This window comes from Desulfosporosinus sp. Tol-M2 (genome assembly GCF_059735615.1).
Window position 1 is genome coordinate 1 of the sequence record NZ_JCAIJG010000066.1, and the last position, 19562, is coordinate 19562.

Sequence of the window (19562 nt, forward strand, 5' to 3'; positions counted from 1 at the left end):
GTACAAACCAAAAGAAACGGAGGACACTTCATGAAAGTAAAGAAATTCTGGAACTGGGTGCGGGATGAAACCACAGGCGAACGCACCCTCTACCTCGACGGGGTCATTTCCGAGGACACATGGTGGGGCGACGAAATCACTCCGGCGATGTTCAAGTCGGAACTGTTCGCCGACAAGGGCGACATCACCATCTGGCTCAATTCGCCCGGCGGCGACTGCATTGCGGCAAGCCAAATCTACGCCATGCTGATGGACTACCCGCACAACGTCACGGTCAAGATTGACGGCATTGCGGCTTCGGCGGCAAGCGTTGTGGCGATGGCAGGGACAAAAGTTCTCATGGCTCCCACCGCACTAATGATGGTGCATAATCCGCTAACCGTTGCCATCGGCGACAGCGAAGAAATGCAAAAAGCGATGGATATGCTCGCCGAGGTCAAGGAGAGCATCATCAACGCCTACCAAATCAAGACGAACCAAAGCCGCGTGAAAATCTCCCACTGGATGGACTCCGAAACATGGATGAATGCAAACAAGGCTATGGAACTGGGCTTCGCAGACGGCGTACTGGAGGACAGCAAACGGCAGCAAGCCACTCCGACTTATGCGTTCAGCCGCAGGGCGGTAACTAATTCCCTGCTTGATAAGGTCAAGCCGAAAGCATTACCCGAACCTGCGCCGCAAGGCGTACACGCTGAGTTGCTCGAAAAGCGGCTCAATTTGATTATCCACTAATTTTATGGAGGTAAAGACAATGAGTAAAATTCTTGAACTGCGCGAAAAGCGCAACAAAATCTGGAACACCGCCAAGGAATTCCTCGACCAGAAGCGCGGCGCGGACGGGTTTGTTCCCGCTGAAGCTGCCGCAGAGTATGACAAGATGGAAGCCGACATGGTTGCACTCGGCAAGGAAATAGAGCGTCTGGAACGCCAGTCGGCTTATGACCTTGAGATGAGCAAGCCTACCTCCTCTCCCATTTTAGGTGCGCCAACTAAGTCCGCCGAAGCCAAGACCGGCAGGGCTTCGGATGATTACAAAAAGGCGTTCTGGAACGCCATGCGCACCCGTGGTAATGAAGGACTGGATACAGGCGTAAAAAACGCTTTGCAGGTTGGCACCGACTCTGAAGGAGGCTACCTCGTACCCGATGAATTCGAGCGCACCCTCGTGGACGCCCTTGAGGAGGAGAACATTTTCCGTACGCTGGCCAATGTCATCACCACCTCTTCCGGAGACAGAAAAATTCCAGTCGTAGCTTCCAAGGGCACGGCTTCGTGGATCGATGAAGAAGGTGCCATCACTGACAGCGACGACAGTTTTGGGCAGGTGTCCATCGGCGCCTACAAGTTGGGAACTCTGATTAAGGTTTCCGAGGAATTGCTCAACGACAGCGTGTTCAATCTCGAAACCTACATCTCCAGAGAGTTCGCAAGGCGTATCGGCAACAAGGAGGAGGAGTCCTTCTTCACCGGAGACGGCTCCGGCAAGCCCACCGGCATCCTTGCCGCAACAGGCGGCGCCCAGCTTGGCGTAACTACGGCAGGAGCTACCGCCGTCACAATGGACGAGGTGCTCGATTTGTTTTACTCGCTGAAGGCACCTTACCGCAACAAGGCGGTGTTTGTTATGAACGATGCTACCGTAAAGGCCATCCGCAAGCTGAAGGACGGACAGGGCCAGTATCTGTGGCAGCCCTCCCTGCAGGCGGGCACGCCTGACACCATCCTGAACCGCCCTGTTCACACCTCTGCGTATGTGCCCACCATCGCTGCGGCCGCCAAGACTATCGTGTTCGGTGACTTCAGCTATTACTGGGTAGCCGACCGTCAGGGGCGCGTGTTTAAGCGGCTCAATGAACTCTTCGCTGTCACTGGACAGGTGGGCTTCGTTGCCACCCAGCGTGTGGACGGCAAGCTGATTCTGCCGGAGGCTATCAAGGTTCTCCAGCAGAAGGCTTAACGGAGGTGCATTATGAGCTACAACACAAAGAACTACACCGAACAGGGCGGCGAGAAAACCGTCATCGGCGGCACGCTGGAAATCCTACCGGGAGCCTCGGTAACGGGGCTCTCCGCCGACCCACTTTTACCCGCTACCGACACCACCCTTGGCGGCGTAAAGGCTGCCGCGAAAGCCGAAACCGACACTGTCTCTGTTGCCATTGGTGAGGATGGCACGCTGTATGTCCCCACATATCCAGAAGCTATTACCCCGGCTGCGAATCAAGCTGACAGTATAGCTGAGGACACAGCCACGCTTGTCACGGATTTTAATGCCCTACTTGCCAAGCTAAAAGCGGCGGGTTTGATGGCGGCAGACGAATAATCGGCTAAGGAGGCGGTCGGTATGACAACAGATAATCTTCTCCCTAAAGTAAAAGCGAACCTGATCTTGGCGCATGATGCGGATGATGGCCTTCTGCTGCATTACATCAAAGCCGCCGTCTCCTACGCGGAGAGTTACCAGCATGTCTCCGAAGGCTATTACACGGAAAACAATATGCTACCCACCACGGAACAAGCAATAATCATGCTGTCGAGTCATTTCTATGAAAGCAGAGATGGCTCGACGGCTGGTTTCTTTGCCGATAGCGTGCAGGCAGGTCAGGAGGTTTGGAATACGATAAATCTGCTGCTCCGCCTCGATCGGGATTGGAAGGTGTGACATGAGTTTTGGAAAAATGAACACATTTATTGACCTCATACGAAAAGTGACCGTTAAGGATTCCGAGGGCTTTTCCGTAGAAAGCGATGAGGTTATCGCATCAGTCAGAGCGTATCGGGAAGGTCGGCACGGCACCGAAATATGGGCGAACAGAGCCGCATTCTCGGAAGCCACCGACCTTTTCCGTTTCCGCTCTATTCCCGGTGTCACTGTTACAACCACAATGCTTATTGCTTGTGAAGACGGACGATTTGAAATTACCTCGGTAGAGGATGTCAAAGGTCGTGGAATGTACATCGAAGTGCTGGCTAAGGAGGTGAAGCCCAGTGGCTAAAGTAACTATGAAAATGCCGGAGGACTTCCTCCTGAAGGTTTCACGGCTGAATGATAAAACGGATGAAATCGTCCCTCGTGTGCTTAAAGCTGGCGGCGAGGTTGTGCTTGATAAAGTAAAATCCAATCTGAATTCAGCGATTGGTCGTGACACAAAGTATCCTTCGCGTTCCACCGGCCAGCTTGTGGCGGCATTGGGGCTTTCACCCGCTCTGCAGGACAGGGATGGCAACCACAACGTTAAAGTCGGGTTTTCCGAACCGCGTCGTGACGGGAGCAGCAATGCAAAGATAGCCAATATCATCGAATACGGAAAATCGGGGCAACCGGCAAAACCATTCTTAAAGCCAGCGAGAACTACCAGTAGAAAGCCGTGCATCGAAGCGATGAAATCAAAGCTGGAGGAGGAGGTAAATAAGATATGAGTCTACTTTCGGATTTGAACGCAGTCCTGGAACCGCTGGGTATTCCTATCGAAACCGGCGTGTTCAGCGGTGTGCCGCCTGACGAATATCTGGTCTTTATCCCTCTGACGGACATATTCGAAGTTCATGCTGATAACCGCCCCGGCTTTGATGTGCAGGAAGTGCGGATATCACTGTTCTCAAAAGGTAATTACCAGCAGCGGAAAAGGCAGATCACCACGGCTCTGCTGAATGTAGATTTCACTGTGACCGAACGCCGGTACATCGGACACGAGGACGATACCGGATATCACCATTACGCCATTGATGTGGCAAAAAACTATGGAATGGAGGAATAAAACATGGCAACTATCGGCCTTGACAGACTGTACTATTCAAAGATAACCGAGGATTCCAATGGCGAAGAAACCTACGCCACACCTTCGGTGCTCGCCAAAGCTATTACCGCCGAGCTTTCGGTGGAACTGGTTGAAGCAATTCTATATGCGGACGACGGTGCCGCAGAAGTTGTAAAAGACTTCAACAGCGGTACACTCACCCTCGGCATGGACGACATCGGTCCGACAGTCGCAGCTGACCTAACCGGTGCATCCACCGATGACAACGGCGTGCTGATCTCCGCAAGCGAGAATGTGGGTACCCCTGTTGCAGTAGGCTTCCGTGCTCAAAAGGCCAACGGCACCTACCGCTATTTCTGGCTTTATCGCGTGAAGTTCGGCCTGCCCGCAACGAATCTGCAGACAAAGGCGGATTCCATCACCTTCTCTACTCCCACCATCGAGGGAACGGTCATGCGCCGGAACAAGCTGGACGGCATGGGCAAGCACCCTTGGAAAGCGGAGGTTACCGAAGGTGACGCAGGTGTTTCATCGGGCACCATCACCGGTTGGTTTACTGAGGTTTACGAGCCGGTATACACGCCGGAACCATAAGGAGGATGCAAAATGGATAATGAGAGAAGCGCCGCAATCAACATCGGCGGCAAAGAATATGAACTGGTTCTGACCACACGTGCGACAAAAGCGATTGCCGGTCGATATGGCGGGCTTGAAAACCTCGGCGAAAAGTTGATGAAATCCGAGAACTTCGAGATGGCACTGGATGAGATCGTTTGGCTAATCACGCTGCTGGCAAACCAGTCAATCTTAATTCGAAACCTTAAGAATAAGAACGCGCCTGAGGATTTGCTTACCGAGGAGGAAGTGGAACTTCTTACCTCCCCGCTTGACTTGGCGGCATATAAAAACGCAATCACTGAAGCAATGTTCAAGGGTACAAAGCGCGACGTGGAAAGCGAGGAAGAAACTCCAAAAAACGTGGAAGTCGGGTAACGGACGCTGAAGTCTTTACCCGGCTTCTTTACTATGGAACAGTTCAGATGGGCATGGATGCGGAGGAATTCTGGCTCATGCCCATCGGACTGTTTTTTGATTTATGGGCCTGCCATAAGCAATGGCACGGTATTGAAAAGCCTAAGAAAACCCGGACGATCGACGATATTATCCCGCTGGGCATATAGGAGGAGGTGGAGGCATGGCGGACAATTTTGGCTTAAAAATAGGCATTGAGGGCGAGCGCGAATTTAAGAAAGCTCTTTCCGACATCAACCAGTCTTTTAAGGTTCTCGGTTCTGAAATGACCCTTGTGACCAGCCAGTTTGATAAAAACGATAAGTCCGTGCAGGCGGTCACCGCCCGTAACGCAACTTTGAATAAGGAAATCGATGCACAGAAAAACAAAATTGAAACCCTTCGTGCTGCTCTGCAAAACGCCTCCGAGTCCTTTGGCGAAAACGACCGCCGAACTCAGAACTGGCAGATTCAGCTGAACAAGGCACAAGCTGAACTCAACGGTATGGAGCGTGAATTGGAGCAGTCCACGGTCGAAGCAGATAATCTCGGCGATGAATTGGACGATTCAGGTAAAAGTGCCGACGAAGCCAGTGGCAGGTTTGAAAAACTCGGCGGCGTACTCAAGGGCATTGGTGTGGCGATGGGCGCTGTTGCCGTTGCCGCCGGAGCTGCCGCAATCAAGCTGGGCAAAGAGGTTGTTCAACAGTTCGGAGAATTGGAGCAGAACCTTGGCGGCTCGGAGGCTGTTTTCGGTGCATACGCTGCATCGATTCAGAAAACCGGTGAGGAAGCCTACAAGAACCTCGGTGTTTCACAAAGTGATTATCTCTCGACCGCCAACAAAATGGGTGCGTTGTTTCAAGGCTCTGGTATACAGCAACAGAAAAGTCTTGAGCTGACCGAAAAAGCCATGCAGCGGGCGGCGGACATGGCATCCGTCATGGGTATTGATATGTCTATGGCCATGGATGCTGTCACAGGTGCGGCAAAGGGCAATTTCACCATGATGGATAACCTCGGTGTTGCGATGAACGCCACAAACATCCAAGCCTATGCTCTCGCCAAGGGTCTGGATTTCACTTGGAATACCGCAACACAGGCGGAAAAAGCCGAAATTGCAATGCAGATGTTTTTCGAGAACACTGAACAGTACGCCGGGAACTTCGCCCGTGAATCAACCCAGACAATTACCGGTTCCATTGGATTGTTACAAGCTGCTCTTGGCTCTTTTACAGCCGGACTTGGCAATGCCAATGCCGACATGACAAATCTCACGGAGAATCTTGTGGATGCTTTCCAGGCAGTGGTGGAAAACATTGTACCGGTGCTTGAAAATATCGTGGCGGCATTGCCGACAGCAACAGGGGCAATCCTGCAGGCGGTTGCCGACCTGCTACCGATACTTCTGGAAACCGTCACAAGTATATTCACGCAGGTATTGGAGACGATTTTGAACCTCTTACCTGAACTTATCCCGGCGGCGGTTAGTGCTCTAATGACAATTGTCGGGGCTTTGATTGATAATCTTCCATTGCTTATAAATGCGGCGATAGAACTGGTCACAGCACTTGTGGAGGGTATCGGCATAGCTTTACCACAACTCATACCCGCAGCGGTTGCAGCGGTAACGAAGATTGTCCAGGGTTTGATTGAGAATCTACCAATGCTACTGGATGCGGCTTTGCAGTTGATTATAGGGTTAGCACAGGGATTGGTTGATGCAATACCTCAGCTTGTTTCTGCCTTGCCTGCCATCATAGAGGCAGTGGTGGATTTTCTAATTGAATCCATTCCAGAGATTATCGATGCGGGTATTCAGTTGCTGACCTCACTGGTGACAGCATTGCCTACCATCATTACGGCAGTTGTGGAAGCAATCCCGCAAATCATCGACAGTATAATAAATGCAGTCATTGGGTCGATTCCGTTGATTATTGACGCAGGCATCCGACTTCTGATATCGCTAATTCAAGCACTTCCTCAGATTATTACTACTGTTGTAGCCGCCATTCCGAAGATCATAACCTCACTGGTAAACGCTATTGTAGGTAATATCGATAAGATCATTCTGGCCGGTGTTCAGCTGTTTGTGGCACTTATTGCAAACCTGCCAAGGATAATCGTGGAGGTTGTTAAGGCTGTTCCGCAGATTATCTCAGGACTGGTCAAGGCATTTACCGGATACATCGGACAGATGGCACAGGTCGGTGGCAACCTCATCAAGGGACTGTGGCAGGGTATATCGGACGCGGGCGCGTGGCTGTGGAATAAAATCTCCGGCTTCTTCGGAAATGTGGTATCGAAGATTAAAAACTTCTTCGGCATCAGTTCTCCCTCCACTCTGTTTGCCGGACTTGGCAAAAACATGGGCGAAGGCATCGGTGTGGGCTTTGAAGATGCAATGGCAGCAGTTTCAAGGGATATGCAAAATTCGGTACCTACCAACTTCGATTTGAATTACAGGGGTTTATCCGGGCAAGGCAGCACCAACGGCACGAGCATCACGCAAAATCTCTCGGTGGTGACACCTAAGGCTCTGTCTGAAAAAGAACTGGCACGGGAGTTTAAGAACCTGTCCCGCAAGCTGGCACTTGAATATTAAAGGAGGTCTGGCTATGGAACTGACATACTTAAATGCGGGCGGCGAGAGTATTACGCTCAAACAAAGCCGCCCGTACTTTCTTACTAAGATAGACGGCACAGGCAACATACGCCAGACCGTCAACACCTTCAAGGCACCGGATCAAGACGGTGCTTTTTATATATCCTCCACGCTGGATATGCGAAATATCATACTTGAGGGTACGGTCATAGCAGATACACCTGATGATGCCTATGCACGCAGGCAACGATTCCTCCAGATATTCAGCCCGAAGCTGCGCGGGACGCTCCTATATCGTGAGCGGCAAATTGCCTGTGTTGTAGAGGAAGCGGGGTTTACCGTTTCCACCAGGCAACGGATACCGAACTTTTTTGTCAGTCTCCTTTGCCCCTCTCCCTTCTTCGAGACGCTGGATGAAGTGCGTGAGGAGCTGGCATCTTGGATACCGCTGTTCGAGTTTGAACTGGAAATACCTGAAAGCGGCATGGAGTTTGGAATGCGCCAGCCCAGCCAGATTATCACGGTAGACAACATCGGCGATGTTTCCTGCGGCTGCGAGATCGTGTTCCAAGCACTGGGAACGGTGACGAATCCGGAACTCTTAAACATTGACACCGGCGAATACATCCGGCTTCTCACTACAATGAGCGCCGGGGATGAGCTTCGGGTATATACCCATTTCGCTGGTAAGCGTGTAGTCAGCGTCAACGGAACAGTGGTAACAAATGCTTTCTCCTTGCTGGACACCGAATCGGTATTTTTCCAGCTTGCCGCAGGTATTAACACCTTGCGCTATGACGCTTCGGTCAATATGGAACTGCTGGAAGTCAGCATTTACTACCGGCCGCAGTTTTTGGGGGTGTGAATATGGAACTATATATCTACAATCCAAATCGTGAGCTTGCGGGTATCGTGGAGTCTTTCGAGTACCTGCGCTGGACGCGGCGTTACTCCCAGTGTGGTTCATTTGAGCTAAAAGCCATCGTAACACCGGAGAACAATGCGCTCTTAAAAGAGGGCAACATCCTTTGGAAGAACGATGATGAAGAGGCTGGGATCATTGAGCATCTGGAATTGTCTCAGACCGAGCGGGAAATCATCACGGCGAGCGGTCGCTTTGCCACTTCCTTTCTCTCCCGTCGTATTGTGTGGGGACCAGAGAAGTTGTCCGGCGACCTTTCAACCTGTATGGAGCAGCTTATAAATAATAATCTCATCAGCCCTACCGACACAGCCCGGCAAATAACCGGGATATCTTTCTCGTCTCCGAACTTGAGCATACCCGTTAGTACCCAGATTTCATATCGGAATCTGATGGATGCAGCGACGGATCTATGTGTCGCTTCGGATATAGGTATTAAGACCGTGTTCACTCCTGCTACAGGCATCTTTACAGTGAAGCTGTATAACGGGACCAACTCACAAGCGGTGTTCTCCAAGGAGTACGAGAATCTGACTGAACAGATATACACAGAAAGCGCGGCGGATTACGCCAATACTGCACTCATCGGCGGCGAGGGTGAAGGTGAAAGCCGCACATTCGTTGCCATTACAAGCGGTACCGGGGAGATCCGCCGTGAAATCTTTGTAGATGCCAAAGACCTACGGGCTGAAGACTTCGGAACAGACTACATCGAGACTCTGACTTTTAGAGGTCAGAGCAAGCTAAATGAGCAGGCAATACGATATTCATTCGACACATCGGTCAACCCTCACGGCAACCTGACATACAAGATAGACTTCGACCTTGGACAGACCGTCAAAGTCATCTCCAAAGCATGGGGCGTATCCATGACTACACGAATCACTGAGGTTGAAGAAACCTATGATGCTGACGGTCAGAGCATCAGCGTAGTGTTCGGGAAGGCTGAACTAACAATAGCGCAAAGAATCCGGTCCGATATGAGCGAGGTCAAAACTGCGCTATCAGCACCGACCGGCATATCCGAAGTGGCGGAAGCCTTGGGTGTCGTGGAAGGAACGCTGGGTACTGTAGAGGAAACCTTGGGTGACTTGACGGAAGTAGACCCGGAAATACAGGGAGACAACGTAGCAGATACCATTAACAATCTGTTTGGAAAACTTCCTGCGCTTGAAATAACCGTAGGCGCAGGTGCTATATCCATCGGTCAATACGCTCTGCATAACATGGTTCCAGGGGATTCGTTTTACTTCACCTCGTGGAGTGGCAGCAAATTCAGTGACCAGCCAAGTGACGACGGGCATGTCTTTCTGATAAAGCACAGCGGGGACAACACAGGTAACGGTTATCAAAGGGCCATGGGCTTCTTTATATCCCGTAATACTATGACGTTCTATGTAATTTCTGTTTTCGTATTCAACAACCCGTCCGGGCAGGCGAACTGGCTAAGCTTCCCGCTTGGTGCTCTAACAGACATAATCGCTGCAGTTCGTGGAAGCACCTTTGCGGCCAGTATTAACAATGTCTATAACGCGCCGGTATCAGGGACGAGGATCGCAGATGGTGCTATCACTACCGCGAAGGTTGCACAGGAAGCCAATACCTCACTCACATACTCGCTTGGAAGCGGCGTCACTGTAGGCATGAATATGTCATTTGTGAATAAGGGCGTCGTTTCAATAGGAATGCAGGTAAACGTTGGTGCTTCGGGAGTCGCCTCCGGCGGTACGATTCTAACGATAACAAATGCAAACTTTTACCCATACTCGACTGTACGCTCTGTGGCGACTGCAGTGGGTGGCAGTGGTACCAATATGCCGATTACGATTAACGCGAGCGGTGTGGTGTCGAACGCTGCTTCTTCCACGCTACCTGTGGGTTTTTATATGATATCTTGCTCTTACGCGAGAGCTTAACGGGAGGAAATGAATATGGAGAAAAGCGGATTTTTCAACTCCTCGGACGGAGACAGAGTCTATGACGCAATTGACTTTGCAGCATATTTCGGAAGTCTTGTCTCCAATGGAGTATTTTATATGACAGCGACAAACCTACAGGTGTCGCCAGCGATCGGCGTGGCTGTGAATGTGGCAGCAGGAAGCGCGTGGATTAACGGATACCGTTATGAGAATACGGATAACTTAAATATGCCACTGACAACGGCAAATGGAAGCAATCCCCGCATTGACCGGATTGTGGTTCGCTTAAGTCAGATCAGCCGAAGCATTCAGATTGCCGTTGTTGACGGAACCCCCGCTGCAACGCCTGTGGCTCCGGCATTGACAAGAACAAGCGATATCTATGAACTCGGAATTGCAGATGTGCTTATACCAACGGCCGCCACATCAATAGTCGCAAATAACATCACTGATACCCGGCTGAATACGAGCCTTTGCGGGCTGGTTAATTCTCTTGTGACGGCTGTCTATGAATAAGGAGGTGAACGACAGTGGCGGATATTAACGGCGTATCTTTGCAGGCGGGCTCAGGCCCGACCGTTCATTACACCATTACCTATTCTAAGAGCCGACCGAACAATAGCCAGATGACCTACAACTTCACCATATCCGCTGCATTAGGTTCATCAGGCTCTTTCATCCACAGCGGCTATGCCCTGCTTTGTACCATGACCGTAAATGGTTCTTCCTCGCAGGTACGTATTAAGGCGGTGGATGGCGACGACTGGGACGGGACCACACCGAGGCTCAGATATGTTTCGGTCACCTGTACTTCCACTACCGGGAACACTGAGCAGGGCGTGCGCTTTCAGGTGGTGTCGGACGGGAGGCTAACGCTTTCTTCCGGTGTAATTGACAATTCAAGCTACACGGTGTTAAGTTCGGCGCTTCTTACCACAGCCTGCGGAGCACCGACTTCTTGTTCGGTCAGTCCCACACTCTCTGAAGGCGGGATTACCCTTTCATGGAGCGGGGCATCCGGCGGCATCAATAACACGATTTCCAGTTATGAGATTCAGTATAGCGATTCCTCTGATAACTTCACATGGGGAGCATGGATGCCGCTGGCTACGGTTTCAACCACAGCCACCAGCGGTAGCGTGGCTACATCGCCGCCGTCCACAAGAGGCGATTACCGGAGATTTCAAGTACGGACACGCGGCGCAGCAGGAGCAAGCTATTATTCCGGATGGAAAGTATCAACGAACTCTGTCCGAAGAAATACAGCACCGAAGCCAGCAACGACGGCCGTTGCATCTCCCGCAGCATATAGCGACGAGACCATTACGCTGATTTGGAGCGGAGCGTCAGGCGGTACCAGCCCGGTAAAGGGATACCAGATTGCCAGCCGTACATCCACGGATAACAGCACATGGAGTTCATGGAACGTTCTGACCACGCTGATACTGTCGGCCAGCGGCGGCAGTTACGAACCTAATGTATCAAGAGTTCCGGGAACATATACCCAATTTGGCATTTGGACTATCGATACATTTGATGTCTACTCAATAGAGAAGGTCAGTAACAGTATCTATTGTAATATCACAGCTTGTGGGGCACCGACGACCTGCTCAGTAAGTGCAGCTTTAGCTGAAGGAAACGTCAGCCTCTCATGGAGTGGTGCATCTGATGGTGCAGGAAATGCCATCACATCCTATGAGCTACAATATAGTGACTCGGCAGATAACAGCAGCTGGGGCGCTTGGACAGCACTGACCACGGTGAACACTTCTGCAACAAGCAGCATTGTGAGTGTCAGTCCTTCAGGAACGCGTGGATATTACCGCAAGTTTCGGGTAAGAACACGAGGTGCAGCTGGTGAAAGTTTCTACTCAGACTGGACTGTCTCCAGCAACACTGTCCGCAGAAATACGCTACCTACGCCGCCGACCTCCTTTGCCGCCGCTCCTACAATTTACGAAGCCACTACTGTTACTTTGACATGGAGCGGAACGATACCCGGAACCAGCCTTATCAAGCAGTATGTCATTCAGCGTTCAACTTCAACGGACGGGACAAACTGGTCGGCGTATGAGGCTCTGACTACCATCGTTTCAAGCGCTACCTCGGGGACGTATACAGCAAACGCATCACAGATAGCCGGAATGTATACCCGCTATCGTATCAGCGTAACCGATGCATTGGATGCAGTCTCTTCTTATGTAGTCAGCGGCACAATAAAGAAAAACAGCCCGCCGACTGCCCCGGTAATCGTCTGTCCGGTGTCTGGCAGTTCGAGTTACAATGCCACCCCGCGTTTCATGATTACAACAGGCATTGAGCCGGATGGTCAGACGCAGATTGTGGAAGTTAAAATCGATGCGGGTGTTTGGATTAACAGTGTCGACAACCCCGAGATGTTTTCCGTAAGCGGCTATATAGGCAATGGTGTAAAAACAGTGTACCAATCAACAACGTTGACCGCAGGGAATCATACCGTGACCCTCCGCTGCCTTGATAGTGATATCGAATCATCAAGTCCTGAGGTTGTGCGGACCTTTACTGTATTACCACCACCATTTGAGACGATCACCGCGAACGAAACGCATGTGAAGGCAACTCATATCCAGACGTTTCGAATTGCTGTAAACACAGTACGCAGCTATTACAACCTTTCGCCCGCAACTTGGAGTGAAGAAATTGCTGCCGGAAAGACCACTGTTAAAAACTGGCCGTTCCACATCTTGGAACTCCGAAAAGCCCTCGATCCTGTCATTGCAGCGGTCAATGGTTTTGACCCTTCATCGGCTTTTAATATTCCACCCATAACAGGGCTGCCCATTGGAACTGTGCGACCAAAAGCAGATGTGATGCAACAAATTCAGGACCTGTTCTTGGAGCTTTAGACACTATACAGCCATAGTGCTCTCGTATTATGCGAGAGCGCTTTTCTATACACAAATTCATGAAATGGAGGTATTTCTAATGAAAGAGATTTGGAATTGGATACAGTTGGCTTTTGCAGCTGTTGGTGCCTTTCTCGGGTGGTTTCTCGGTGGCTTTGACGGCTTTCTCTACGCGTTGCTCGTGTTCGTAGTCGTTGACTACATTACCGGTGTCATGTGCGCCATTGTAGACAAAAAATTGTCCAGTGAGGTCGGTTTTAAGGGAATCTGCAAGAAGGTGCTGATTTTTGTGATGGTGGGCGTCGCTCATATCATGGACCTCTATCTCATCGGAAACGGAGAGGTACTGCGTACCGCCGTCATCTTTTTCTACTGCTCAAACGAAGGCGTGTCCATGCTTGAAAACGCTGCGCACCTGGGACTGCCCATTCCCGAGAAGCTCAAGGCGGCTCTGGAGCAGCTTCACGGACGGGAAGATGGTGACGGGAAATGATTGATTTAACAAAAGCCGCGACGGTATTTATCGGGCGGCGGGGAGAACATTACTTTCGCCACCTTGAGTTTGATGCTTCCAATTTAATGGATGACACCTACCCCGGGGCTGCTCTAAATGCAATATACAAAAGACCCGATGGTATTGCCTACCCAGTGATTACTACCTACGCTGATGAAGTCCTTACATGGTCGCCCAGCGCAACCGACACACTGCTCATCGGCGTCGGGCAGTTGGAGATAAGGGTTACTTATGGCGATGTGGTCGGGAAAAGCGTCCGAATACTGACCATTGTTGAAGAGGCCCTTGCAGATGGTATAGCCGAGCCACCGGAGCCACCCGCTCAGGAATGGCTTAATCAGGTACTCTCTGCCTTGGCCGAACTGGATATTGAAGAAATAAACAATATGCTAAATCTCACTTATAACCTGCTAAATGACAATTATGCACTGCTAAATACAACACACAACTTACTCGATGAAACGCATGACACGCTGAATATGAGGACAGGAATTCTTCTCAACCATTTGCATCCAATTGAAACCGCTTCTGCACCTGATATGATCAGCCGCAGAGCATCCATCACATTTAGTGGCATAGCGAATGGCAATAACGTAGTAATCGGCACTGTAACGTATACCTTTGTTACGGCTTTGGGCAACCCTGCCGCAAACAATGTACAAGTGTTAATCCAAGACACCCTCCGCAATACAGTCAAGACCATTGCCAAATCCATAAGGGGCATCGAAGATGAAACGAACATTGCCTATGGCACAGGAACAGATCCGAATCCGATTTGCACAGCCTATTGGACGAGCCAACGGTTTTCCATCGGAGATGTCACCGTAGCCCCGGGTGAGAGCCTGTTTATATTGGAAAGAACGGAAAACGCGACATCCGGAATAACTCTCACTTCCACCGCAACAGCAGTTGTCAATCCATTTACCAGGATAAGCTACCTAAGATATATACTATCGGGCAATGTTTCGGGATCAGGCGGTGTCAACAGCGTTCGTGGACCTCTGCACACAGTTTTGCCCATTAGCAGCGTGGTAATTGGTGGTCAGGGTGGATTGCTTTATACGACTGCTTATGATTGCCATCTGTTAACCCTTTGCCGTCAATCGGATACGAGTGAGAAAGAACTGGATTTCTATATCTCCGCTGATGAGGAGACCTTTACCAGAATCTCACGGAGTACGCCTATCGGCTCAAATACATCAGCTGAATCCCTACACATTCACATTCAAATGCGTCAAGCCAGAATCCCTGCAGGTTATGGGTTGTATGTCTGTATGGGAAGCGATGGCACATCGTCAACCGCTTACTGTGATCTGAAGTTTTCTTATCATCTGTATCCTTCCGAACCTGCTACTGCAAATTTATAGATTGTGAGGGGATTTTAATGAATTTACGAAAGCTAATACTTACAAACAACGCCTGCTACAAGGCGGGCAGAACTATAACCCCGAAGGGCATCATGTTGCATTCCACCGGCGCCAACAATCCAAGCCTCCGCCGTTACGTCGGACCCGATGACGGGTTGCTCGGAAAGAACCAGTACAACAACCATTGGAATCAGGATAAGCCCGGCGGTAGACAGGTTTGCGTCCACGCTTTCATCGGCAAGCTGGCCAACGGAACAATCGCCACATACCAGACGCTGCCGTGGAATCATCGTGGGTGGCATTGCGGGAGCGGTTCCAAGGGCAGCGGTAACGATACGCATATTTCATTTGAGATCTGCGAGGACGGTTTGACCGATGCGGCTTACTTCAATGCTGTCTACAAGGAAGCTACTGAATTATGCGCCTACCTCTGCAAGGAGTACAAACTCGACCCGATGGCAGATGGCGTTATCATCGGGCATTACGAGGGACATAGACGCGGTATTGCCAGCAATCACGCCGACCCCGGTCACTGGTTCTCGAGGTTCGGGAAGTCGATGGATACCTTCCGTGCCGAAGTCAAAAGGCTACTTGCGGCAACCGAACCACCCAAACCCGAAACACCAGCCACGCCGAAAAGGCTCTACCGGGTTCAGGTCGGTGCGTACTCGGTCAAAGCCAATGCCGATGCCATGCTCGCAAGGGTAAAGGCGGCAGGTTTCACCGATGCTTTTATTAAAACTGAATAATTACAAGTGAGGGCGGCGGGGCAACCTGCCGTCCTTGTTTCACGGAGGTGTCATTATGACGGTTCTGCAAAAGGAACAGATTAAGGCGCTTCGCGGACAGGGACTGAGTTACAAGGAAATCGCCGATAAGGTCGGGGTTTCCAAGGATACGGTCAAATCATTCTGCCGCAGGAACGCCATCAAAGCCGTCACTGCTTCCGAAGAAACAAAGAACAAAGATTGCAAAGAAAACATAGACCTCTGCTTACAATGTGGGCAACCGTTTACAAAGACCCGAAGTACAAAGAAGTTCTGCTCCGATGCCTGCCGATTGGCTTATCACAAGGCAAACCGAAAACCATCCGCCGTCTGCGCTCGCTGCGGTAAGAAGTTCGACAACAACGGGAACAAAAAGAGGAAATTCTGCTCGACAGCCTGTTACACTGCTGACCGCTTCCCGGAAGCATCATCAGAAAAGGCGGTGGTGATATGACGAAGGAGCAATTTAATCGTGAGGTCGAGTACGGCAGAAGAAAACATATTGCCGACCGGTTGTTACGACAGGGGCTGATTTCGGAACGTGAGTACCAGCAGCTATGCACAAAATATGAGCGCATATATCGACCTATAATTGGTGGGCTGAAAACTCCGAAATGACCTGTAAACGCTTGACTTTATCGGCTTTTAGAGCGAATATGCATACTGACGAAAGGAGGGATTCAAACCTTGAAAATCACGAAAATCGAGCCAATTTCCGCACCCGCTCCCAAGCGAAAACGTGTGGCGGCTTACGCCAGAGTATCATCGACTAAGGAAGCTCAGTTGCAGTCACTGTCGGCACAAATCAGCTATTACAGCAAACTGATACAAAACCGCCCCGACTGGGAATACTGTGGCGTATACGCAGACGATATCACAGGCACAAATGAAAACAGGGGCGAGTTCCAAAGACTGCTCGCTGACTGTAAATCCGGAAAGGTCGACATGGTGCTGACCAAGTCCATATCGCGGTTTGCGAGGAACACGGTCACTCTCCTTGAGGAAGTCAGGGAGTTAAAACTGCTCGGGGTCGATATTTATTTCGAACGCGAGAATATCCACAGTATCAGTGGGGACGGCGAGTTAATGCTCACCGTCCTCGCTTCTTTTGCACAGGAAGAAAGTTTATCAGTCAGCGAGAACTGCAAGTGGCGTATACGAAAGAAGTTTGAAAACGGCGAGGTCGTCAGTTTCAACAAGATGTACGGCTATGAGATCAAACACGGCGAGATTACCGTCAACGAGGAACAAGCAAAAATTCTGCAGCGTATTTTCGCTGAATACATCGGCGGCGACGGCGTGTCGATTATCGCTAAACGGCTCAACGCCGAAGGCATTCCATCATTCAGCGGTGGTCGGTGGAACACTTCGGTCATCGGTTCACTTCTGCAGAACGAAAAGCTGACGGGAAACTGTCTCCTTCAAAAAACGATGACTACAGACCACTTAACCAAGCGTCAGGTCAGGAACGACGGCATTTTACCGAAGTATTACGCCGAAGGGACGCATCCTGCCATCGTTGACGAGGATACGTTCCAAAAGGCACAGATGGTCAGAACTGAACGCGCGGCGATTTACAAATCCGAAGGCACATGGCTTCCGACCCTATTCACATCGAAAATAACCTGTGGAGATTGCGGCAAGCACTATAAGCGGAAAGTCGCCAACGGCAAGCACTTCTGGCATTGCGCCACTTATCTTTCTGTTGGCAAGGAATTCTGCGGCACATCAAAGCAGATACCCGAAGATGTGCTGACCCGGCTTGCCGACGAACTCGGCGGTATGGATAACATTACAGAGATAATCGTTCCCGCTCCGAACTGCCTAACATTCATAATGAAAGATGGTAGGACTGCCGAACGAGAATGGATAGACCGCTCACGGCGGGAAAGTTGGACGCCCGAAAAGCGAGAAGCGGCACGGCAAAAACAAATAGCAAGGAGGAATGCGGACAATGGCGAGAGCAAGTAGGGTAACAATGTTGCCACCGACGCTTGACCGTCAGACGAAAGCTGTCCTGACGGAACAGCGAAAAAAGCGAGTGGCAGCCTACGCAAGGGTCAGCACTGACGATGAGGAACAACTCACATCATACGGAGCACAGGTTGATTATTATACAAAGTACATTCAGGCGAATCCTGCGTGGGATTATGTTTTCACATATTCTGATGAGGCGGTCAGTGGTACATCGACCAAGGGGCGCGACGGTTTCAATAAAATGGTCGAGGACGCTCTGGCTGGCAAAATAGACCTCATCCTGACCAAGAGTGTATCGAGGTTCGCTCGAAACACGGTTGATAGCCTGACGGTAATACGCAAACTCAAAGATAACGGCGTTTTCGTTTTTTTTGAAAAAGAGAACATAGACACCGGCGATGCCAAGGGTGAATTACTCTTGACTATAATGTCCTCGCTGGCACAGGAAGAATCGAGGTCGATTTCGGAGAATGTCACTTGGGGAAAGAGAAAACGAATGGCAGACGGTAAGGTTACCATTTGCTACGGCAATTTCCTCGGCTACGAAAAGGGCGAGGACGGCGAACCAAAAATTGTAGAAAAAGAAGCCGAGGTCGTTCGTCTTATCTATAAACTGTTCCTCAACGGTCAGACGGCGAATTCTATCGCCCAATACCTAACACAGCAAAGGATACCAACCCCAAGAAGAATGAAAAACTGGGGAGCAAGAACGGTATTTTCCATTTTAACCAATGAAAAGTATGCAGGATGTAACCGCAGTCAGAAGACATACTGTGAGAGTTTCCTTACCCACCGTATGCTCAAAAACAACGGCGAACTGCCACAATACTGGGTAGATGACAGCCATCCCGCCATAATCAGCCGTGAGATGTTCGACCTTGTTCAGGATGAGGTCAGGCGCAACGGTGAAATTGGCACTTCCCGAAACACTACTAACCTTTTCGGCAGTCGAGTGGTGTGCGGCACTTGCGGAGCATTTTACGGCAAAAAAGTGTGGGGTTCAAACACCAAATACCGAAAAACCGTATGGCAATGCAACGCCAAATACCAACGGAGCGACCGCGACCCAAGCAAACCTCGTGGGGCGCAATGCCAGTCACCGCACCTAACAGAGGAGCAGTTGGAGTACGCCTTTATCACGGCGTTCAATCAAATTCTCGCTGTTAAAGATGACTATTTCACGGAATATGAAACAGTGGTTGCGGAACTGACCGACACCGCTGCCATTGACCGCCAGATGGAAAAGCTGAACACTGAAAGCGTGGACACCTACAATGCCTTGAAATCGGCAATGGAAGAAAATTCTCGCCAGACCCTTAATCAAGATGACTATGAGCAGCGGTTTGGTGCACTCAACGACAAGTACGAGGAGAAACGGACACACCTCACCGAACTTTCCGAAAAGCGTCAATCCATCCTCGTGCGGCGGGAACGGCTCAATATGTTCCTTGACGAATTGCGAGGACAGGACGGGCTTTTGACCGAATTTGATGAAGCCCTGTTTCGAGCAACGGTTGACAGGTACACGGTTCACAGCGAACGGAATGTGGCAGTCGTATTCCGCGACGGCACGGAAATCAGCGTGGATGTAGTCGGGAAATAGCCCAAATTAAACTTGAGAACGCTAACTTCTCTTACCGTTCTCAAGTGGGTTCATTTTTTGCTTAGCGTTCTCAAGTGGGTTCACTTTTTCGGGTATTTCAAGAACGAACCACCTTGGAACGATAATTATTTGAACACAAAAACAAAGCCGATAGCCCGAAACCCTTTGATATCAAAGGAAATTCGTTCTATCGGCTTTGTGCTTGTTAAATGGTGGAGGCGAGGGGATTTG

The 19562-nt window shown here is 50.4% G+C and carries 22 protein-coding genes; all 22 read left to right on the forward strand.

The features are described from left to right. Positions 1–30 precede the first annotated feature (30 nt). Positions 31–735 carry a head maturation protease, ClpP-related gene (locus AC6I5A_RS04615; protein ID WP_034612361.1) on the forward strand — a complete coding sequence of 235 codons (705 nt, stop codon included), beginning with the start codon at positions 31–33 and terminating at the stop codon, positions 733–735. A 19-nt stretch (positions 736–754) separates the two neighbouring features. Beyond that, on the forward strand, positions 755–1960 hold the full coding sequence (locus AC6I5A_RS04620) for a phage major capsid protein (RefSeq protein ID WP_034612317.1): 1206 nt from the start codon (positions 755–757) through the stop codon (positions 1958–1960). A 12-nt stretch (positions 1961–1972) separates the two neighbouring features. Next, positions 1973–2326 carry a hypothetical protein gene (locus AC6I5A_RS04625; RefSeq protein WP_034612320.1) on the forward strand — a complete coding sequence of 118 codons (354 nt, stop codon included), beginning with the start codon at positions 1973–1975 and terminating at the stop codon, positions 2324–2326. A gap of 21 nt (positions 2327–2347) precedes the next feature. Continuing rightward, a complete protein-coding gene (locus AC6I5A_RS04630; RefSeq protein WP_034612322.1) occupies positions 2348–2665 on the forward strand; it encodes a head-tail connector protein in 318 nt (105 codons plus the stop codon). A 1-nt stretch (position 2666) separates the two neighbouring features. Continuing rightward, entirely contained in the window at positions 2667–2999 is a 333-nt protein-coding gene (locus AC6I5A_RS04635) for a head-tail adaptor protein (protein ID WP_034612325.1), read from the forward strand. Beyond that, on the forward strand, positions 2992–3423 hold the full coding sequence (locus tag AC6I5A_RS04640; RefSeq protein WP_034612328.1) for an HK97-gp10 family putative phage morphogenesis protein: 432 nt from the start codon (positions 2992–2994) through the stop codon (positions 3421–3423). Before AC6I5A_RS04635 ends, AC6I5A_RS04640 begins: the two co-directional genes overlap by 8 nt. Continuing rightward, positions 3420–3761, forward strand: a complete 342-nt coding sequence (locus AC6I5A_RS04645; RefSeq protein WP_034612330.1) for a hypothetical protein — start codon at positions 3420–3422, stop codon at positions 3759–3761. The genes AC6I5A_RS04640 and AC6I5A_RS04645 overlap by 4 nt, the downstream gene beginning before the upstream one ends. A 3-nt stretch (positions 3762–3764) precedes the next feature. Further along, positions 3765–4355 carry a major tail protein gene (locus AC6I5A_RS04650; protein WP_034612332.1) on the forward strand — a complete coding sequence of 197 codons (591 nt, stop codon included), beginning with the start codon at positions 3765–3767 and terminating at the stop codon, positions 4353–4355. 12 nt (positions 4356–4367) lie between these two features. After that, positions 4368–4754 carry a hypothetical protein gene (locus tag AC6I5A_RS04655; RefSeq protein ID WP_034612335.1) on the forward strand — a complete coding sequence of 129 codons (387 nt, stop codon included), beginning with the start codon at positions 4368–4370 and terminating at the stop codon, positions 4752–4754. A gap of 47 nt (positions 4755–4801) precedes the next feature. Beyond that, positions 4802–4942, forward strand: coding sequence for a hypothetical protein (locus AC6I5A_RS04660; RefSeq protein WP_497900493.1), 141 nt, complete (start codon positions 4802–4804; stop codon positions 4940–4942). Between the two features lie 14 nt (positions 4943–4956). After that, entirely contained in the window at positions 4957–7377 is a 2421-nt protein-coding gene (locus AC6I5A_RS04665; protein WP_034612337.1) for a phage tail protein, read from the forward strand. Positions 7378–7390: 13 nt separating this feature from the next. Further along, entirely contained in the window at positions 7391–8242 is an 852-nt protein-coding gene (locus AC6I5A_RS04670) for a phage tail family protein (RefSeq protein WP_034612339.1), read from the forward strand. Between the two features lie 2 nt (positions 8243–8244). Next, a complete protein-coding gene (locus tag AC6I5A_RS04675; protein WP_034612342.1) occupies positions 8245–10215 on the forward strand; it encodes a siphovirus ReqiPepy6 Gp37-like family protein in 1971 nt (656 codons plus the stop codon). A gap of 15 nt (positions 10216–10230) precedes the next feature. Further along, a complete protein-coding gene (locus tag AC6I5A_RS04680; RefSeq protein ID WP_034612344.1) occupies positions 10231–10734 on the forward strand; it encodes a hypothetical protein in 504 nt (167 codons plus the stop codon). 323 nt (positions 10735–11057) lie between these two features. Next, a complete protein-coding gene (locus AC6I5A_RS04685) occupies positions 11058–13103 on the forward strand; it encodes a phage tail protein (RefSeq protein WP_497900494.1) in 2046 nt (681 codons plus the stop codon). A gap of 79 nt (positions 13104–13182) precedes the next feature. Next, a complete protein-coding gene (locus AC6I5A_RS04690; protein WP_034612349.1) occupies positions 13183–13596 on the forward strand; it encodes a phage holin family protein in 414 nt (137 codons plus the stop codon). Further along, on the forward strand, positions 13593–14984 hold the full coding sequence (locus AC6I5A_RS04695) for a hypothetical protein (RefSeq protein ID WP_034612351.1): 1392 nt from the start codon (positions 13593–13595) through the stop codon (positions 14982–14984). Before AC6I5A_RS04690 ends, AC6I5A_RS04695 begins: the two co-directional genes overlap by 4 nt. A 92-nt stretch (positions 14985–15076) precedes the next feature. Continuing rightward, the gene (locus AC6I5A_RS04700; RefSeq protein WP_497900496.1) at positions 15077–15733 is read left to right on the forward strand and encodes an N-acetylmuramoyl-L-alanine amidase; all 657 of its coding nucleotides are present in this window, start codon (positions 15077–15079) and stop codon (positions 15731–15733) included. A 55-nt stretch (positions 15734–15788) separates the two neighbouring features. Next, a complete protein-coding gene (locus tag AC6I5A_RS04705) occupies positions 15789–16205 on the forward strand; it encodes a hypothetical protein (RefSeq protein WP_034612356.1) in 417 nt (138 codons plus the stop codon). Then, a complete protein-coding gene (locus tag AC6I5A_RS04710; protein WP_497900495.1) occupies positions 16202–16369 on the forward strand; it encodes an SHOCT domain-containing protein in 168 nt (55 codons plus the stop codon). Before AC6I5A_RS04705 ends, AC6I5A_RS04710 begins: the two co-directional genes overlap by 4 nt. A gap of 69 nt (positions 16370–16438) precedes the next feature. Further along, positions 16439–17722 carry a recombinase family protein gene (locus AC6I5A_RS04715; RefSeq protein ID WP_052167901.1) on the forward strand — a complete coding sequence of 428 codons (1284 nt, stop codon included), beginning with the start codon at positions 16439–16441 and terminating at the stop codon, positions 17720–17722. Then, positions 17706–19331, forward strand: coding sequence for a recombinase family protein (locus AC6I5A_RS04720; protein WP_034612359.1), 1626 nt, complete (start codon positions 17706–17708; stop codon positions 19329–19331). The genes AC6I5A_RS04715 and AC6I5A_RS04720 overlap by 17 nt, the downstream gene beginning before the upstream one ends. Positions 19332–19562 lie beyond the last annotated feature (231 nt).

What these genes read in the sequence shown, in the direction of transcription:
- AC6I5A_RS04615 (WP_034612361.1), top strand. Translation starts at nt 31, where the DNA reads ATGAAAGTAAAGAAATTCTGGAACTGGGTGCGGGATGAAACCACAGGC.
- AC6I5A_RS04620 (WP_034612317.1), top strand. Translation starts at nt 755, where the DNA reads ATGAGTAAAATTCTTGAACTGCGCGAAAAGCGCAACAAAATCTGGAAC.
- AC6I5A_RS04625 (WP_034612320.1), top strand. Translation starts at nt 1,973, where the DNA reads ATGAGCTACAACACAAAGAACTACACCGAACAGGGCGGCGAGAAAACC.
- AC6I5A_RS04630 (WP_034612322.1), top strand. Translation starts at nt 2,348, where the DNA reads ATGACAACAGATAATCTTCTCCCTAAAGTAAAAGCGAACCTGATCTTG.
- AC6I5A_RS04635 (WP_034612325.1), top strand. Translation starts at nt 2,667, where the DNA reads ATGAGTTTTGGAAAAATGAACACATTTATTGACCTCATACGAAAAGTG.
- AC6I5A_RS04645 (WP_034612330.1), top strand. Translation starts at nt 3,420, where the DNA reads ATGAGTCTACTTTCGGATTTGAACGCAGTCCTGGAACCGCTGGGTATT.
- AC6I5A_RS04650 (WP_034612332.1), top strand. Translation starts at nt 3,765, where the DNA reads ATGGCAACTATCGGCCTTGACAGACTGTACTATTCAAAGATAACCGAG.
- AC6I5A_RS04655 (WP_034612335.1), top strand. Translation starts at nt 4,368, where the DNA reads ATGGATAATGAGAGAAGCGCCGCAATCAACATCGGCGGCAAAGAATAT.
- AC6I5A_RS04660 (WP_497900493.1), top strand. Translation starts at nt 4,802, where the DNA reads ATGGGCATGGATGCGGAGGAATTCTGGCTCATGCCCATCGGACTGTTT.
- AC6I5A_RS04665 (WP_034612337.1), top strand. Translation starts at nt 4,957, where the DNA reads ATGGCGGACAATTTTGGCTTAAAAATAGGCATTGAGGGCGAGCGCGAA.
- AC6I5A_RS04670 (WP_034612339.1), top strand. Translation starts at nt 7,391, where the DNA reads ATGGAACTGACATACTTAAATGCGGGCGGCGAGAGTATTACGCTCAAA.
- AC6I5A_RS04675 (WP_034612342.1), top strand. Translation starts at nt 8,245, where the DNA reads ATGGAACTATATATCTACAATCCAAATCGTGAGCTTGCGGGTATCGTG.
- AC6I5A_RS04680 (WP_034612344.1), top strand. Translation starts at nt 10,231, where the DNA reads ATGGAGAAAAGCGGATTTTTCAACTCCTCGGACGGAGACAGAGTCTAT.
- AC6I5A_RS04690 (WP_034612349.1), top strand. Translation starts at nt 13,183, where the DNA reads ATGAAAGAGATTTGGAATTGGATACAGTTGGCTTTTGCAGCTGTTGGT.
- AC6I5A_RS04695 (WP_034612351.1), top strand. Translation starts at nt 13,593, where the DNA reads ATGATTGATTTAACAAAAGCCGCGACGGTATTTATCGGGCGGCGGGGA.
- AC6I5A_RS04700 (WP_497900496.1), top strand. Translation starts at nt 15,077, where the DNA reads ATGTTGCATTCCACCGGCGCCAACAATCCAAGCCTCCGCCGTTACGTC.
- AC6I5A_RS04705 (WP_034612356.1), top strand. Translation starts at nt 15,789, where the DNA reads ATGACGGTTCTGCAAAAGGAACAGATTAAGGCGCTTCGCGGACAGGGA.
- AC6I5A_RS04710 (WP_497900495.1), top strand. Translation starts at nt 16,202, where the DNA reads ATGACGAAGGAGCAATTTAATCGTGAGGTCGAGTACGGCAGAAGAAAA.
- AC6I5A_RS04720 (WP_034612359.1), top strand. Translation starts at nt 17,706, where the DNA reads ATGGCGAGAGCAAGTAGGGTAACAATGTTGCCACCGACGCTTGACCGT.